Annotated in this window: 15 protein-coding genes; 12 read left to right on the top strand and 3 right to left on the bottom strand. The window is 49.5% G+C overall.

The features are described 5' to 3' along the window. Positions 1-15: 15 nt before the first annotated feature. From ACEN86_RS12795 to ACEN86_RS12785, 3 genes are read left to right on the top strand one after another with little or no spacing between them, the layout of a single operon-like run. Positions 16-1,497 carry an alpha-N-arabinofuranosidase gene (locus tag ACEN86_RS12795; RefSeq protein ID WP_495631012.1) on the top strand — a complete coding sequence of 494 codons (1,482 nt, stop codon included), beginning with the start codon at positions 16-18 and terminating at the stop codon, positions 1,495-1,497. A gap of 14 nt (positions 1,498-1,511) precedes the next feature. Beyond that, positions 1,512-1,787 (top strand): DUF6171 family protein, encoded by a 276-nt coding sequence (locus tag ACEN86_RS12790; RefSeq protein ID WP_495631011.1) that lies wholly within the window; start codon positions 1,512-1,514, stop codon positions 1,785-1,787. A gap of 43 nt (positions 1,788-1,830) precedes the next feature. After that, positions 1,831-2,802, top strand: coding sequence for a glycoside hydrolase family 43 protein (locus ACEN86_RS12785; RefSeq protein WP_495631010.1), 972 nt, complete (start codon positions 1,831-1,833; stop codon positions 2,800-2,802). A gap of 145 nt (positions 2,803-2,947) precedes the next feature. Here ACEN86_RS12785 and ACEN86_RS12780 read toward each other — a convergent pair whose 3' ends face one another. Then, a complete protein-coding gene (locus ACEN86_RS12780) occupies positions 2,948-3,331 on the bottom strand; it encodes a YkvA family protein (protein ID WP_495631009.1) in 384 nt (127 codons plus the stop codon). Positions 3,332-3,509: 178 nt separating this feature from the next. Here ACEN86_RS12780 and ACEN86_RS12775 point away from each other — a divergent pair, with 178 nt between their 5' ends. Next, positions 3,510-4,214: a hypothetical protein gene (locus ACEN86_RS12775; RefSeq protein ID WP_495631008.1), complete on the top strand. Its 705-nt coding sequence runs from the start codon at positions 3,510-3,512 to the stop codon at positions 4,212-4,214. Between the two features lie 668 nt (positions 4,215-4,882). Here the strand turns inward: ACEN86_RS12775 and ACEN86_RS12770 are convergent. Continuing rightward, positions 4,883-6,238, bottom strand: coding sequence for a cryptochrome/photolyase family protein (locus tag ACEN86_RS12770; protein ID WP_495631007.1), 1,356 nt, complete (start codon positions 6,236-6,238; stop codon positions 4,883-4,885). 166 nt (positions 6,239-6,404) lie between these two features. On the opposite strand from ACEN86_RS12770, the gene ACEN86_RS12765 reads away from it, so the two are divergent. From ACEN86_RS12765 to ACEN86_RS12750, 4 genes are all read left to right on the top strand, one after another. Continuing rightward, positions 6,405-7,100, top strand: coding sequence for a response regulator transcription factor (locus tag ACEN86_RS12765; protein ID WP_127199811.1), 696 nt, complete (start codon positions 6,405-6,407; stop codon positions 7,098-7,100). Then, entirely contained in the window at positions 7,090-8,199 is a 1,110-nt protein-coding gene (locus tag ACEN86_RS12760) for a sensor histidine kinase (RefSeq protein WP_495631006.1), read from the top strand. Before ACEN86_RS12765 ends, ACEN86_RS12760 begins: the two co-directional genes overlap by 11 nt. Before the next feature lie 199 nt (positions 8,200-8,398). After that, positions 8,399-9,325, top strand: coding sequence for a D-alanyl-D-alanine carboxypeptidase family protein (locus ACEN86_RS12755; RefSeq protein ID WP_495631005.1), 927 nt, complete (start codon positions 8,399-8,401; stop codon positions 9,323-9,325). Positions 9,326-9,366: 41 nt separating this feature from the next. Beyond that, positions 9,367-9,891 (top strand): sigma-70 family RNA polymerase sigma factor, encoded by a 525-nt coding sequence (locus ACEN86_RS12750; protein ID WP_495631004.1) that lies wholly within the window; start codon positions 9,367-9,369, stop codon positions 9,889-9,891. 111 nt (positions 9,892-10,002) lie between these two features. Here ACEN86_RS12750 and ACEN86_RS12745 read toward each other — a convergent pair whose 3' ends face one another. Further along, the gene (locus tag ACEN86_RS12745) at positions 10,003-13,725 is read right to left on the bottom strand and encodes a S8 family serine peptidase (protein ID WP_495631003.1); all 3,723 of its coding nucleotides are present in this window, start codon (positions 13,723-13,725) and stop codon (positions 10,003-10,005) included. A gap of 529 nt (positions 13,726-14,254) precedes the next feature. Between ACEN86_RS12745 and ACEN86_RS12740 the strand changes: the two genes are divergently transcribed. From ACEN86_RS12740 to sdaAB, 4 genes are all read left to right on the top strand, one after another. Beyond that, entirely contained in the window at positions 14,255-14,695 is a 441-nt protein-coding gene (locus ACEN86_RS12740) for a VOC family protein (RefSeq protein ID WP_495631002.1), read from the top strand. A 173-nt stretch (positions 14,696-14,868) separates the two neighbouring features. Continuing rightward, positions 14,869-15,885, top strand: a complete 1,017-nt coding sequence (locus ACEN86_RS12735; RefSeq protein ID WP_495631001.1) for an NAD-dependent epimerase/dehydratase family protein — start codon at positions 14,869-14,871, stop codon at positions 15,883-15,885. Next, complete coding sequence (locus ACEN86_RS12730) at positions 15,886-16,959, top strand: dihydrodipicolinate synthase family protein (RefSeq protein ID WP_495631000.1); 1,074 nt, start codon at positions 15,886-15,888, stop codon at positions 16,957-16,959. Beyond that, positions 16,956-17,621 carry an L-serine ammonia-lyase, iron-sulfur-dependent subunit beta gene (gene sdaAB / locus ACEN86_RS12725; protein ID WP_495630999.1) on the top strand — a complete coding sequence of 222 codons (666 nt, stop codon included), beginning with the start codon at positions 16,956-16,958 and terminating at the stop codon, positions 17,619-17,621. Before ACEN86_RS12730 ends, sdaAB begins: the two co-directional genes overlap by 4 nt. Positions 17,622-17,641: the final 20 nt, after the last annotated feature.

Raw genomic sequence — 17,641 nt, 5'->3', positions numbered from 1 at the left:
AGAGGACGAGTCATAATGATAAACATGAAGCTGAACGCAGGGGAGAAGAAAGGCCAAATTAGCCGTCACTTGTACGGACATTTCGCGGAGCATCTGGGCAGATGTGTATATGAAGGGCTTTGGGTAGGAGAAGATTCGCCTGTTCCCAATACGGAGGGTATCCGTAATGATGTACTGGGCGCTCTGAAGCGTCTGAATATTCCGGTTCTGCGCTGGCCGGGCGGGTGCTTCGCTGATGAATACCATTGGATGGATGGAATTGGACCCAATTCCGAGCGGGCCCGGATGATCAACAACAACTGGGGCGGGGTGGAAGAGAACAATCATTTTGGCACCCATGAATTCCTGCGCCTGTGCGAGCTTCTGAATACGGAACCTTATATCAGTGGAAATGTAGGCAGTGGTACAGTTCGCGAAATGCAGCAGTGGGTGGAATATATGACCTTTGACGGGGAATCCCCAATGGGGAATCTGCGCCGTGAGAACGGCCGTGATGAGCCATGGTCCCTGCAATTTTTTGGCGTGGGGAATGAGAACTGGGGATGTGGGGGCAATATGCGGCCGGAATATTATGCGGATCTGTACCGGCATTATTCCACTTATGTTCGGAACTACGGCGGGAATAAGGTATATAAAATCGCATGCGGCGCAAATACAGACGATTTCCACTGGACCGAGGTGTTGATGCGCGAAGCGGCCAGGCTGATGGACGGACTCAGTCTTCATTATTACACGATTCCCTCCGGCAACTGGTTCGGAAGCAAAGGTTCGGCTACAGAATTTGGCACAGACGAGTGGTTCGCCACATTGAAGAATACGCTCTACATGGAAGAGCTGATTGTGAAGCATTCCGCAATCATGGATAAGTATGATCCCGAGAAGAGAGTCGGTCTGATCATCGACGAATGGGGAACTTGGTGCGATGTAGAGCCGGGAACGAACCCTGGCTTCCTGTACCAGCAGAACACGCTGCGGGATGCGCTGGTTGCGGGGATCAACTTGAATATTTTCCACAAGTACTGTGACCGGGTGAAGATGGCCAACATCGCCCAGCTGGTGAATGTACTTCAGGCATTGATTCTTACCGAAGGTGACAAAATGCTGCTGACGCCGACTTACCATGTGTTCGATATGTATCAGGTTCATATGGATAATCAGCTGCTCGAGCTTCAGTTCGACAGCCCGGAATACACCTATGGGGATGTATCGATTCCTCAGATCAGTGTCTCGGCATCCCAGGATTCCGAGGGAGCGATCTACTTGACGGCTTGTAATCTGCACCACGAGCAAAGTGCCAAGTTCAGCTGCCATATGGAAGGCGCGGATAGCAGACAAGTGTCAGGCCGCATTCTGACCCACACTTCCCTGAACGCACACAATACGTTCGAGCAGCCGGATCGGGTAGCTCCAGTTGCTTTTGAGGAAGCGGTTCTAAAGGACGGAGTTCTTGAATTTGAACTGCCGCCGGCTTCTGTTCTCGTGCTGTCCCTTAACTAGAGATGAGCCGGGTTATGCAGGGTGTCCAAGGCTGCAAGGGCTGTTCGGAAAGTGTCCGGATATCCACGGAGAAGCTAACGAGGCTGATTGAAATGGCGACACAGAACCGGTCGGTGGTAGATGGCGAAGAGTATGAGCGGCGTCTTGACCGCTGCCTGGGCTGTCCGTCTCTTCAATATGGAACCACATGCAGGCACTGCGGCTGTCTTGTGGCGGTAAGAGCCAAGCTGCTGGATTCCGAATGTCCTTATCCGGGACAGTCCAGGTGGGCTGAAGCTAATGAATCATAGAGATATAGAGCGGCATTCGCTTAATTTAAAGGAGACGAGAACAATGGACGCAACCAGAGAATATAACAATCCATTAGTGGAGCAGCGAGCTGATCCCTGGGTGTATAAGCATATTGATGGATACTATTACTTCACCGCCTCGGTTCCCGAATACGACCGGATTGAAATACGGCGTTCGGCCACATTGGAGGGATTACGTGATGCCCAGCCTATTGTGGCATGGCGCAAATACGAGACAGGCATGCTCAGTGCGAACATCTGGGCGCCGGAGATTCATTTCATTCAAGGGAAATGGTATATCTATTTCGCAGCAGCCAGAACAACAGAGACTAAGGAAGGTCTGTTCGATCATCGGATGTATGTGCTGGAGAATGAATCTGCCAATCCGCTGGAAGGGGAATGGGTGGAGAAGGGACAGATGCGGACAGCTTGGGAGACCTTCGCGCTGGACGCGACGACCTTTGAACATCAAGGCAGTCTCTATTATGTGTGGGCACAGAAGGATCCCGAGATTGAAGGAAATTCCAACCTGTATATCTCGGCCATGAGCAATCCCTGGACGCTGAGCGGAGAGCAGGTCATGATCTCCACACCGGAGTATCCGTGGGAAGTGATCGGATTTAAGGTCAATGAAGGAGCGGCGGTGCTGAGGCGCAATGGCCGGATCTTTATCAGTTACTCGGCAAGTGCAACAGATCATAATTACTGTATGGGGCTGCTAAGTGCTGACGAATCATCCGATCTGCTTGATCCACAGTCCTGGACCAAATCGCCTGAACCGGTGTTCCAGACGAATGAAGAGACAGGCCAGTACGGTCCCGGGCATAACAGCTTCACCGTGTCTGAGGATGGACAGGATGTCCTTATCTATCATGCCCGCAATTATAAGGAGATCACCGGAGATCCGCTGTATGATCCGAACCGGCATACCCGGGCACAGGTATTTGGCTGGAACGAGGATGGAACCCCGAATTTCGGAGTTCCGGTGAGGGATGGAATCAAGCAAAGTAAATAGAGTGGGCGGGAGCCTGGCTGGTGATCAGCCAGGCTTTTGTATTAGGATAGCGGTTTGAACGTGAACGAGGAGTCACCTCGCTATTGAAGAAGCCTTGCTCAACTAGTTGTGAGCAAGGCTTCTTTTAACCATGTTAAGAATTAAATTACCCGAAATAACGTAAAGCAAGTGTAGTTATCCATATTAACGCCGCGATCCACACCAAAATGATCAAACTGCCCGCAATCCAATTTGCGGGTTTCTTCTCTTTCATCTGCTGCTCCGCTCGGACCGTGCAGTCTTCAATTACTGGCTTGGGGATCATTTTTAGAGTAATTGCAACACCGAGAGGAACCAGAATTACATCATCCAAATAACCAAGCACAGGGATGAAATCTGGAATCAGATCAATCGGACTAAACGCATAGGCAACCACACAAAGAGCAAGTAGTTTTGCAGTCCAAGGTGTCCGTTCATCTTTATATGCGAAATACAGTACAAAAACTTTTCTTTTCAACTGTTTGGCCCATCTTGTTAGCTTCTGTATCATAATTGTCAAATCTCCTAGTTCGTAGGCTGTCGTAGTTCAAGGATAACATGTTTGATGTCAAATTAGATATTTTGATCACTATCCCAATAGGAGATTAACACTCTTGATTTTGAAATAAAACTGGCCGATAGCCGATATTAGTGAAGTACAATAGAACAATAAAGGAGTGTACCCAGACATGACTAGAAGATGGAGACCTATCCTCATCCTCCTGATCGGAGCAATGACGCTGCTGAATTTAGCCTTAGTGAACTCAGGTGCAATTGCCGCAACGGCATCTAAGAAGGTTACCCTGAAGTACCAAAATGGCGCTATCTATTACGGAGAAGTGAAGAACGGCAAGCCGAACGGGTTCGGTACAATGACTTGGAGCAAGAATAAAGTGTATGCAGGGAGCTGGGCGAATGGGCTGAGATCCGGTTACGGCAAGTTTACAACAGTGATTCAAGACGGGGATAACCCAAGGAAGGAAGAGTACATAGGTAACTGGTATATGGATAAAAAGTATGGGGAAGGAAAACTGGTGACGAAGAGCATTGCAGATGCCCGGTTTCCTGAGAATTCCATTCAGCAGGGTAAGTTTAAAGGCGAGGTATTAGTGTCCGGGTTCACGGTAAGACACGCATATGCCGCCGATCCACCTTATTCATTTGAGTATAAGGACAGTAAGTTTTTGCTCCGTATACTTGGAGATAAAGATTACATTGAACCATTGAAGGATGGATATTTCTTTTCATTCGAATACCAGAAAGGTAAGGTTCACCGGATGGTCGGTGTAGGAGACGAATATGATTCGGCAGAGTTTGGTAAGTTCGTTCAGAGTATAAGCAAAGAAATCAAGCCATATCTCAGTATGTTCAAGAAACTTGCTGCTGGGATATAAGCAGTTATTACCTGTATTCCATTAGAGAGGATACGGTCATGTTGGTTCGATTTATAATAGCGTCACAGTATTGGGAAATGAACTGGACAAGAATCAAGCAAATCAAATAGTAAAATGAAGCCTGGCTGATGAACAGCCAGGCTTATTCTGAGGAATTGGATATTATAACTTCTGAAAGAAGTAACTAAGCAAAATCTCTTCGGCCTCGTAAGGAAGTACGGTTTATATGAATCCTTTTCATTGAGTAGATTATTGATCTTTAACAATTTATAATGGTAATTAGTTATATATTAAACAAATTATAGGAGGTTAAATGATGGCTATGGTGTAACTGTGGTCTATGCACTTGATATACCTGATTATTGTTATCATAATTCAGTAGAGTAAGGGTTGATGTCTTGTTAGAAACTTTCATTTCTAATATTTTAGCTGTCGTAGCGCTAATTATGACAATCTTAGTTTATTTCACTAAAAGAAAGACTAGAACTTTCTTGTTTCTTATAGTTATTTTTACCTTTGGTACAATAATTACCTGGGTTGAGCTTTTTAATCTTGCTTATAAGCATGGCTTATTTTGATTTTAAGCCGATATGTGACTAGAACCGGCATAGGCCGGTTCTTTTTTATTAGGTTGATCTTCGTAAAACCCACAAGTTTTATCGCGTATGTTAGCTCTCCTCTTGCGGTCCACCCGCCGTCCGACTCCTCAGTATCTCCTTATAGACCCCGATCGCTCGTTCCCGGGAAGCCTTCAGGTCCACTATGGCATGGGGCCGTGGACGGTGGATCTCCCGTCCCTCTATATCCGCAAGCTGCGGAAGCCACCTGCGGATATAGCTGCCCAGAGGTTCAAACTTCTCTGACTGATTCACCGGATTCATGATCCGGAAGTAAGGGGCTGCATCGAAGCCGAGGGAGGAGCTCCACAGCCAGCCTCCGCGGTTCGGGGCGTTATCGTAGTCAGCCAGCTTCAGCCGGAAGTAGGCTTCTCCCAGAGGGAAGGGACAGAGCAGGTTCTTAGTCAGGAACATGGCTGTCACCATCCGCAGCCGGTTAGGCAGCTGTCCGGTCTCGTTCAGCTGGGTCATGGCGGCGTCGATGACCGGAATTCCGGTCTCGGCCTGGGCCCAGGCGCTGAACAGCTTGTCGTCCAGCAGGGATAGATCATAGCGCTGCTCATAGTGATAGAAGTCTGGATCAAAGACGGATTGATAGAGATAGAAGTCCCGCCAGGCGAGCTGTCTGCGCCAGGATTCTCCTTCCGGAATACCCATCACCTGCTGGTAGACGGTTCGTATCGACAGCGCGCCGATATTCAGTGCCCCACTGATTCGGCTTGTCCCGTCCAATCCGTATTGATCGCGTCCATGCTCGTAATTATACAGATCGTCCTCAATAAAGTCAGCGAGCCGAATACTCGGCTCCTCAGCAATGGGGTAGTCCTCCAGAAGAAATGGAAGCCGGAAGCGTTCCAGGAGCTTCGGTTCCAGCTCTGCGGTATGCAGGTCAGACACCGAGACAGATCCTGGCGGCCGAAAGAACAGCTCCACATATTCTTTCCATTTGCGGTAGAAGGGCGTAAATACCTTATAAGGCTCCTTACGCCCGGCAAAAGCATGGAAATCCTCGAGATCGATCAAGGTCTGATCCGGAAGCGAGGTGAATGGAACGCCATGCTGTTCGGCCGTCTCCTCAAGCTTATGATCCCGTGCGAGCGAGTAGGGCGTATAATCACGTCCAACCACCATTTCGCTAACCGGATACTGACCAAGGATGGAATCTACAATCTCTCCGGGGTCCCCATACAGAATATGAAGGTTCCGTCCTGCCTGTATATATAATTCCTGTAATCTCCTAACCTGACTGAGAAAGTGAACCCCGCTATGCTCTTTTCTACGTACAGAGGTAAGCAGGGCGGGATCGGCAATGAATAGATGCAGGCTCCGCTGCTGTCTGCGGGCGATATGCTCAAGCGCAGCAAGGTCATGCGTGCGCAAATCTTTTCGATGAATAAATAGAATCAAGGTTCCACTCCTCCTGACTGATTCCCATTGTAACGTATTAACCCATTGCCGACCTCTTCAAAATATTAAGAACTTCTTAACTCTTTCTTAACCTTTTGTTTGAAAACAAAATTCCGAATCATGATATGATGATTCAAGCACAAATCAATGACAAAGGATGAAGAGTATGGAAAGACACATACTGATCGTGGATGACGATGACAAAATTGCGAAGCTGATCGAAATTTATCTTCTCAATGAAGGTTATGTCGTGTTCAAAGCCGAGAACGGCTTCAAAGCACTGGAGATTATGCAGAATGAAGTGATCCATCTGGTGGTTCTCGATATCATGATGCCGGGCATGGACGGGATTACGGTATGTCTCAAGATCAGGGAGACGAATATGACCCCCATTCTGATGCTGAGCGCCAAGGACGGCGATATGGATAAAATAACGGGCCTGATGACCGGGGCGGACGACTATATGGTCAAGCCATTCAATCCGCTGGAGCTTGTAGCCCGGGTTAAGTCATTATTGAGACGCGCCTTCTACAGTGCGCAGCCAGCGCTGACGGCCAGAGACCATCTGATTGAGCTCGGCTCTCTACAGATCGACAAGGAGACCCACTCGGTCAAAGTGGACGATCGTCCGGTTAAGCTTACCCCGATCGAATTCAGCATCCTCTTCCTGCTGGCCAGCCAGCCTGGGCGGGTGTTCAGCTCGGAGGATATTTTTGAGCTGATCTGGAAGGATAAGTACTTTGAGAACAACAACTCCGTTACGGTTCATATCAGCCGCCTGCGAGACAAGCTGGAGAAGGAAATGCACGGGGAGAAGCTGATTCGCACCGTATGGGGGGTTGGCTACAAAATTGAGATCTAGTTTAAGATTCTTCAAATGGTTCTTCTGGACCGTGGTGGTCTCGGCTATTCTGTGCTCCTTGCTCTATATTCTGATTAATTACCTGTATTACAATTACGGTAACATGAATATCATCCGTGTTGTCCAATTCTTTTATTTTGGGATAGGTCGTCCAGAGGTTTATTACGTCGCCTCCATTCCGGTAATCGTGTTGACAGGGATCTATCTGTACCGAAGAGAGAGCCGAAGACAAGAGCAGAATTACCTGGCCCTGCTTATTGAAGAGGTGCACAATCTCGAAGAGGGACAGCTTGACCGCAAAGTTACGGTTCGTTCGGTAGGCAAGCTGGGTCAGCTCGCTGCCGATATTAACCGGATGATGGAGAGGCTTAGAATCTCGCTGGAGGAAGAGCGGCGGGCAGAGCAGACCAAGAATGAGCTCATTACGAATGTATCCCATGACCTTAGGACACCGCTAACCACGATTACCGGATATCTTGGTCTTATTGACCAGGACCGGTACCGGGATGAAGTGGAGCTCAGATATTATAACAATATGGCTTATGAGGAATCGCTTAGACTGAAGCAGCTCCTGGAGGATTTATTCGAGTACACTCGGCTTCGGAACCGCGAAATGACGCTGAATAAGTCGAGAATTAACCTGGTGGAGATGCTCCATCAGATTACAGCCCAGTTCCAGTGGCAGCTAGGCGAAAGTGGGATGGAGTCGAGGCTGTTTTTTGAGCAGAACCAAATGATCGTAATTGCGGATGGCGACAAGCTTAGAAGAGTGTATGAGAATCTCATTTCCAACGCGATCCGTTACGGCAATGAGGGACGGTTCCTGGATATCCAGGGAAGGATGGAAGGAAATGAAGCGGTAATTGATGTGATCAATTATGGCGAACCGATCCCCGACTCGGATATTCCGCGCTTGTTCGAACGTTTCTATAGAGTGGAGAAGTCAAGGGATAAGAATACGGGCGGCTCGGGTATCGGACTTGCCATAGCAAAACATATTGTAGACCTACACCATGGCTCGATTCGGGTTACGAGTGATGAGGAACGGACGGTATTCACCGTGCGGATCAGTCAGAATGCACCGGGAACGAACCATTAAGATCGACTACGCATGTTTCTTCCTACACAGGAAGGAACATGCTTTTTTTGTCGCTATTTGTTCATAAGATTCTCTAGTCTAGTTCCCTAATCTACCAACTTATAGGAAATCTTAATATATTCTTAATGTTTTCTTAGGCGCAGCGAAAGTTATGCACGGGATAATGGAATCATTGAGGGAAGAAGAGGAGAATTGCAAGGTGATTAAGCGAAAGATGGTATTTATAGCGGGGTTCCTTATCATAATACTCTTGCTCGTTGAAGTAAGCTCCGGGAATGTGAAGAGGCATGCGTCTGCCCTGAGTCAAGAGATCAAGATGCAGTGGAGGCATCTGAACTACCCTTCCCTGCCTGGCCTGAAGGGGGAGGGAATCCTGCTTATGGATGAAGATACAGGCGATATCCTGTTCTCCATTAATGATACTGAGCGGCTGTATCCGGCAAGCACAACCAAGATTCTGACCGCACTGATCACGCTGGAAAAGGGAGATCCGAATGACCTGATTACCGTAGGGCAGGAAGTAAGTCTTCGAACACCGGGCGAGAGTTCTGCCGGGCTTAAGCAGGGCCAGAAGTTACGGCTTAAGGATCTTGCCGCAGCGATGCTGCTGCCTTCAGGAAATGATGCGGCACGAACCGCAGCCAGGTATATCGCAAGACTGGATTCGGGACACAGCATGTCCCCGGAAGCGTCGGAAGTCTATTTTGCCAGTCTGATGAATATAAGGGCTAAGCAGCTGGGAGCGAAATCTTCTAATTTTGTTAATCCACACGGTCTGCATGACCCGAATCATTATTCCACGGCAAAAGATATGGCGATCATCGCGCGGGCTGCCATGAGAAATAAGGATTTTCGAACGATTGCTGCTGAGCAGAAGCACACAGCTGCGCTGTCCGAGGTTACCTTCTCCAATCGAAATAAGCTGATCCAGAGTGGGAGCCAGTATTATTTTCAAGGAGCTGACGGGATTAAGACCGGTTTCACCGATGAGGCAGGATACTGCCTGGTTGCTTCCGCAAGCAGGTCGGGCAGAAATCTGATTAGCGTGGTTCTCCACTCCACGGCAGAGGGTGTGTGGACGGATTCAAGCAGGCTGCTGGAATATGGGTTCGAGCAGAAGAAGTAACTGTGATGATATGAAGAACAATGAATCAGGGGGAGAGTCAAATGGACTGTGCTCAACTAGAGAAAATATATAGAGACTACAAAAAAGATGTATATCGATATTTGCTGTATCTGGGGAAGAATCACCATCTGGCAGAGGACTTGATGCAGGAGACCTTCTCACGCGCATTGGTTCATCTGAAGCCTGAACATCTAGACCGGGTGAGACCATGGCTGCTGAGAGTGGCTTATCGTGTATTCATTGATAAAATGCGCAAAGAAAACCGGATGCAGACCTATGATACCGATTACTTCAATGAGCTTCCAGAGACGGATACGCCGGAGTCTCTCTTCATGATTAAGGAGAAGCAGCAGGCAGTCTCCGAAATGCTGGATACGTTGAACGAGGTCCAGAGGCAGACCGTACTTTTGTATGATTTCAAGGGCTTCTCCTATCAAGAATCCGCTGACCGGATGGGGATTGGGCTGTCAAGGTTCAAGATCCTGCTGTACCGGGCAAGACAGAAGCTGCGCAGTCAGCAGCATGATGAACAGACAATGAACAGACTGTACTCGGATGTAATCTAGTGTGGTGCACTTGTAAGTACATCCATAGTCTTTAGCTATAAAAGGGGGCTGCCCGGCAAGTCACATTGGACTTTGCCGGGCAGCCCCCTCAATCATTTACGGGAGAGTCAATTAATTGCTGGACGGTTTCACATATGGAACAACAACCAGAACACCAGCTGTAACGGTATGTCCTTTATAAGTCGCCGTAATTTGTGTAACGCCTTTGCTCACGCCTGTAAGGACGCCGTACTTGTCAATTGTAACCACTTTAGGATTCTTGGAAGTATACACGGCATCGGAAGAGACATTCGTGACCTTGCCATTCTGATCCGTGAACAGAGCTACGGTCTCAAATTGTTCTCCCACGAGCAGGGAATAATCATCAGAATCGAGGTTGAACACGCCCGGTTCAGGCGTACCCGGATCTGTTCCGCCGGATTTAACAACCACTTGAACGGTGTTAAGACCCGTTACCGGTACCTGAACTGCGCCAGCTTTCACACCAGCGGATGTGAGCGTAAGGGCATATTCGCCCGCAGCAGCGGATTGGAAGCTTACACTGGCAAGCTGACCTGAACCTGTGAAGGTACCGCTCTTCAAGCTTACCGAATAGTTCAGCTGCTTGTCTCCGTTAGGTGCATCCACGATATCCTGCGTAACCACCGCATTCTGAACGTCGGGAACAACAGTAGGGTCCAGCTTCACGGCATTCAGCTTGAAGTTCTTAGGATAAAGTAGGCTGAAGGAGGCTGAGCTCGCTTTTGCCGTAGTAGCAAATTTAATTCCAACTTGAAAGTCCGTGTTCGTCTTGGCTTCCTGTGTGGCAGGATCCGCGAAGATCTTAGCCTGTTCCTGGTTCTTCTTCAGGGTAGCAAGAGGAGTCAGGAGACCATTGGAGGCAGCATCGTATACATAGACTTCATAGCTGTTGTCGATATCCGGATAGACAGGAACATTTACGCTGAAGTGTCCCTTGTCATCGACCACACCATCCGCTTGCGTATAAGTACCGCTAGGGTCCGTGGTCAATACAGCAACCCCGATAACATCGGAGTATTTTACATTTGGAAGCACATTAAGGAGTGTGTCTCCCAGTACCTGTCCGGAGATGGTTCCTTTAGTTCCATCGGCTTCATTAATGACAAGCCCTGGTGGGTCGATCTCAGCTTTTGGAGCTTCGCGATCGACAACAAAAGGTGCCCGTTCCTGATCCAGACGCGAGTTGGTATCATGGATAACGGGTGTCAGCCAGTAAAGTCCATCCTTTAACGACTTGGCTTGGCCATGATCGGAGACGGTGGCATTCCAGTCTGGAATCGTATAAGTGTCAGGATTATGAACCGGGGAATGGCTAAGTCCATTGTACAGAATTCCTTGGTCCCCTTCAGTGTCGCTGTTAACGACCAGATCGAAGTCCTTGACCGGATAATTCACATTGAAGGATACGTCAGTCGTGTCAGCCAGGTAATCCTGGTTAGGTGAGAAAATATCATTGGAGAAGGCAATATTGTTAATCTCGCCGATCTTGTATGCTTCCCCAACATATACACTTGCCGGCAGACGAAGCGTATGACCGTCTCCCTGTTTGACCAGGAGAACCTGTCCCTCAAATTTGCCTTCCGGCGTTCCTTTAGGGACAGTAAGCTTCACCGTAAAGGTGTTCTGCTTCTGTCCAGGCTCCAAAGTGACCTGCTGAGTGGAAGAGATGAGTGAAGGAACCTTCTTGCCTTCTGCGCTCCAGTTCACCTGTACATCATAAGTTTGCTTGGTATTTGCAATGTTCTTCAGAGTAATCTCCTTCGTAATCGTGGTACCGCCAGCCTGCTGCCCAAAGGACAGGCTTCCTGTCTGGTACTCGCTGTTCGAAGAGCCCTGAAGCTGAATTGGAAGATTCTCTTTGACCGAAGCGACCGCTTCCGCTGTCAAAGCATTGCCCAGATCAATCCGTCCCGCACCTTGAAGCTGAACGGAATAAGGCGTTCCGGAACGATCGTGAATCTCGACTGCATTGTTGGTAAGCAGAGCCTTGATCTGTTCAGGATTCAGGTGATTCTCCTTGCGTTCAGACTTGGAACGCTCAATCAGAAGGGCCGCTGCACCTGCCACATGAGGGGCCGCCATGCTTGTCCCTTGCAAGGATTCATAAGCGCTGCTGTAATCCCCAGTCCAGGAAGGTATTGAAGAAGTAATGGCTACGCCTGGAGCTGTAATATCCGGCTTGATGGAGTAGTCCGGAAGAGCCGGACCGCGGGAACTGAAGTCCGCCAGGAGGTCCTGTTCCTGAACAGCTCCAATATGAATCTTATAGCTCGATGCTGAAGCTTTAGCTTTCAGCTTGAGCCCATCTTCCTGAGTGATGGTATACGTTGGCACGTAATCGCCTTCACTGCCGAGGGTCGCTTGAATTTCACCCGGCACATTGTTGTAAATGATGACGCCGGCCGCGCCGGCCGCTTTGGCATTGATAGCCTTGTCATGGAAGGAGATTTCGCCGCGTGAGATCAGGGCGATTTTGCCTTTAACATCGACCCCCGCAAAGTCGCCAGGCTTGCCAAGACCTGCAGCAGCCACTTCCCAGCCATCCTTGTTATCCTTGAGCTCAGGGGAGTAGGTGGTCAGATAGGCATACAGGTCACCAAGCTCAGCCGATTTGAAAATAGGGGTCTCACCCGGAGGGGTGGAAGCACCTACAGAGATCGCGAGCTGGGAGCCGCCCGGGCTGCCAAGTGTCTCATCTCCAGGACCTTCATTCCCGGCGGATACGGCCACTTCAACTCCGGCCTTCACTGCGTTATCCACGGCTACACTGTCCGCTGTGTATTGATTGTTGAAGTCAGAGCCGAGTGACAGATTGATCACGTCATTCCCATCGGCAACGGCTTCTTCAATGCCGGCCACGACATTCTCTGTAGAGCCATTACCGTAGGGACCAAGGACCCGGTAGACGTACAGATCAGCTTCCGGTGCAACGCCCCGCGCCCAGCCTTCCTTGCCCTGTGGATCGTCCGGATTACCACGTCCCACAATAGTTCCGGATACATGTGTACCATGCTCGGTATCGTAAGGTCGGCCGTCAACAGGAGGCTTAGTTGGATCCGGCTTCGTCTCGAACGGATCCTTGTCATTATCTACGAAATCGTAGCCGCCTTTATAAGCGCCTTTGAGACTTGGATGGTTATAATCGACTCCGGTATCAATTACAGCGACTTTAACACCTTTACCTTTATAGCCTTGATTCCACCACTTCGGAGCTCCAATGTACGGAATGCTGTTATCCTGGGACGGACCGACTTCGCTCTTGGATACAATCGGGGTAGCATGGTAGGTGAGGTTAGGAAAGACAGCCTTCACGCCAGGCAGCTTGAGCAGGTCTTTAACCTGGTTCGCGGGAAGCTGGGCGGAGAAGCCGTTGAACACTTTGGAGTATTCTCTCTTAAAAGTCAGACCGCGCAGCGCCTGTGCAGCGGATTTAAAGGTATTATGCTCAATACGGACTTTGCTCGTATGATCTGTAAGACTGGCACCAGCCGACTGTTTTTCGAACACTTTAATAGGATCATTCTTCAATTGGATGATGACGGTAGTCAGATTGCTGCTATCGCTTTCTGGAACAAAATTCTGAGGTGAGTCCGGTGAAGATGAAGGTTTCAGAAGAGGTGCTACACTTGGAGTCAGCTCACCGCTGCGGGGAATATTCAGATTGGAACTCAATCTGGATTGGACCTTTAATTTGGATGCAGTCTGTGCATCTACCGTAGAAGCAGCGGATGCAATACCTGGAGAAGCTGCGGCAAGAACTAGGGAGACACTAAGAACTCCGACCAACCATTGCTGACGTGAAATAGACTTCAAATGGTTTCCTCCTTCTCGATTTAGATCCTTGGCTACTAGTTACATAGGATAGAGTGAAGCTACTAAGAGTTTACATATTTTTGACAGAAAACATATCCTACTGTTTAACTATGTTATCTGTGGAAGTAGAATCGGTTGCAGGTCTGCGGCTTTGCTCAGATGCAGTCGAAAGAGAGAGGATGAATGAAATCATCAATGGAATTTAGATACAAAAGTAACTGGTGACTTCCAGATTTAACAAATAGTCATTCGATAGTCTTATAGACCGGACTAGGGGTGAGGTTTCATGCTCAGCCTGTATTTTAGTACATAAGCACTCTTGAGGAGGATAGGAAGAACCGGGATCGTCTGCTCAAATATTTACCAGAGGTAAATAAATAACTAGTCTGCATGTCAAAATTAGACACCAGATTTATATTATTTTTAAGATAGGCGAGATAAAATAGAAGTTACAGCCTTTGGGTTAAGCAAATTTGGGTGGAGCAAATCGAGAACCAATCGGCTTAAGTCATATTATGGAGGGATGTAAATGGTACCGCAGCGCGTCACCCTTGTAACGCTTGGAACATTCTCTATGCCGAAGATGAGAGCCTTTTACCGGGGAATTGGCTGGGAAGAAACACCTGCCAGCAATGATCAATACAGTGTGTTCACCACTGCAGGCGTGTTGTTGTCCCTATTTCCCTATGAAGAGCTGCTAAAGGATGCCGGACTCCAGCAGTTGGCTGGTCCGCCTGTAGACCCTGCATTTAGAGGAATTACTCTTGCTATTCATGTCGAGGAACCAGAGGAAGTGGATGACATTATAGTGCAGGTCAGATCAGCAGGGGGAACCATTCTCCGTGAGCCTCACGAAGCATTTTGGGGCGGTCACACTGCATACTTCGCCGACCCGGAGAATCATGTCTGGGAAGTGGTCTGGAACCCTTCCGCCTTATTTGATGAGAGCGGGGCAATGATCTCTTTCTGACCCTGTGCATTTAGATTGAAGATGAACGTCTGCCAAACTCCCAGTTTGGAGGCGTTTTTTTTATTGGGAATTAAGGGTCTATTTAAAGTCGTTGTCTTTTAATATAGGGGGTCCTACTATGGGGGTAGAAAGACCAGAGCAGGCGATTAAATGAACAGATGAGGTGATGGGTAGTGAAAACAGTATCCGAATTGGAGCAGTGTCTAAGTGAGCCGTCTGCTGCGTTGGCCGCTGATCTGGCTCAGCTGGATGGCGATATCCTGATTCTTGGCGTCGGCGGAAAGATGGGGCCGAGTCTGGCCAAATTGGCAAAGCGGGGAGCCGAGGCTGCCGGGGTGAAGAAGAAGATCATCGGAGTATCCAGGTTCTCTTCAGGTACTCTGCAGAAGGAGCTTGAGGAATTCGGGATTGAGACTATTAGTGCAGATCTGCTGAGTGATCAGGCGCTGCGTGCACTGCCGGATGTTCCCAATGTCATCTATATGGCCGGGCACAAGTTCGGCACAACCGGAAGGGAGTATTTCACCTGGGCCATGAATGCCTATCTTCCCGGACGTGTTGCCGAGAAGTACCGCAATTCCCGGATCGTATCCTTCTCCTCCGGCAATATTTATCCGCTGACTCCCATTTCCCTTGGAGGAGCTTCAGAGGAGCATCCGGCTGGTCCGATCGGCGAATATGCCCAGTCATGTCTGGGCCGGGAGCGTGTATTTGAATATTTCTCCCGTGAGAATGGTACCCCGGTTGTGAATTTTCGCCTGAATTATGCCATAGATTTACGATATGGAATCCTGCTTGAGGTAGCCAGCGCCGTGAACGAGGGACGTCCCATTGATCTGGGGATGGGCCAAGTGAACGTCATCTGGCAGGGGGATGCCAATGAGATGGCAATCCGTTCTCTATTGATCAGTGATTCCCCAGCTGTGACGCTTAATGTAACTGGACCTGAAACCGTTTCCATTCGGTGGCTGGCAGAACGATTCGGGGATGGTCTTGGCAAGCAGCCGATCTTTACAGGCGAAGAGCGGGATACAGCTCTTCTGAGCAATGCCTCCAAATCGCACCAGCTGTTCGGCTATCCACGCGTATCGCTACGGGAAATGATCGACTGGACACTGCAGTGGGTGGCGAGAGGCGGGGAGACTCTGGGCAAACCTACACATTTCCAAGAAAGGACAGGTGCGTTCTAAATGGGGGAATCTCGTGAGCTAAGCCCTTCAGTCCAAAGCCTGCTGGAGAGAGGTACGGTGATTCCCGCGCATCCCTTGGCGCTGAACCAAGACCGCAAGCTGGATGAGCGCAGGCAGCGGGCGTTGACACGCTATTATATCGCTTCCGGTGCAGGCGGGATCGCAGCTGCTGTGCACAGCACGCAGTTTGAAATTCGTGACCCGGATATCGGCCTGCTGGAACCAGTCCTGCGTCTTGCGGCGGAAGAGGTGGAGGCCGCGGGACTTGACCGCCCGCTGATCAAGGTAGCAGGCATATGCGGGCCAACCGATCAGGCACTTCGGGAGGCTGAGCTCGCTGTCAAATACGGCTATGATCTCGGATTGGTAAGTGCTGGAGGTCTGGGTGACTGGACGGAGTCCCAGCTGTTAAAGCGTGCTGAGGCGATTACGGAGATTATTCCGGTATTCGGATTCTATCTTCAGCCCGCTGTAGGAGGCAAGCAGCTCAGTTACTCCTTCTGGAAAGAGTTTGCGGAGATCCCGGGCGTTAAAGCCATCAAGATGGCTCCGTTCAACAGGTATCAGACCCTCGATGTGGTTCGTGCCGTATGCATGTCGAGCCGAAAGGATGAAATCGTGCTGTATACGGGCAACGATGACAGCATCGTCGCCGATCTGCTTACTACCTACCGGTTCGAAGAAGAGGGAAGAGTCTTGGAGAAAGGAATTGCTGGAGGTCTTCTCGGTCACTGGGCCGTGTGGACACGAAAGGCAGTAGAACTGTTCGATGAAATTCTGGAGCTTCGGGAACAAGGAGCCGCTATCCCGGCTGAACTGCTTCAGCGGGGGGCGCAGATTACCGATGCCAATGCAGCCTTCTTCGATCCTTCTCACGGATTCCACGGATGTATTCCGGGCATCCACGAGGTTCTGCGCAGGCAGGGGCTTCTGGAAGGAAGATGGTGTCTGAATCCGGAAGAGGAATTATCCGAAGGACAGATGGAAGAGATCGACCGGGTATACCGGCAATATCCTCATTTGAATGATGACGCCTTTGTGAAGGCCCATCTAGAAGAATGGCTAAGAGTATGAAATTCAGGTCCGTATTCGACATTATCGGCCCGGCTATGATCGGCCCATCCAGCTCCCATACCGCCGGAGCGGCGCGAATCGGAAGGATGGCCCGGATGCTGCTTGGCAGGCCGCCCAAGAGAGCCGAGTTTGTGCTCTATGGCTCTTTTGCCGAGACGTATAAAGGCCATGGAACAGATGTAGCCCTGGTTGGCGGCATTCTGCAATTTGATACTTTTGATCCAAGAATCAAGGATGCTCTGCTCATGGCGAAGGATCTGGATATTGATATCCTGATCTCAAAGGCTGACGATCCGGAGGAACATCCGAATACGGTTAGGGTTATTCTGTCGGACGATCAGGGAAGCTTGGAGATCAAAGGCATTTCCATTGGCGGAGGGAAGATTGAAGTCAAGGAAGCGGGAGGATTCGCCGTGAATCTGACGGGAGATTATTGGACGATGCTGGTCTTCCACGAGGATCACTTCGGAATGATTGCCTCGGTTGCCCAGGTTCTTGCTGACCACCAGGTTAATATTGGCAGTATGCACATGTCCCGCAAAGGCAAGGGCCAGGAGGCCCTGCTGCTGATTGAGACTGATCAGCCTATGGATGACGCTATGGGAAGCAAGATCGAAGCTTTTGCCCATGTACATGGGGTCCGCATTATCGCTCCTCTATAGATTATGAAAGGAGTGCAGCT

The sequence above is a fragment of the Paenibacillus sp. Paensp111 genome (assembly GCF_059492195.1).
The sequence above is the reverse complement of the archived record's forward strand: the minus strand, read 5'-3'. Positions and strand labels throughout refer to the sequence as shown.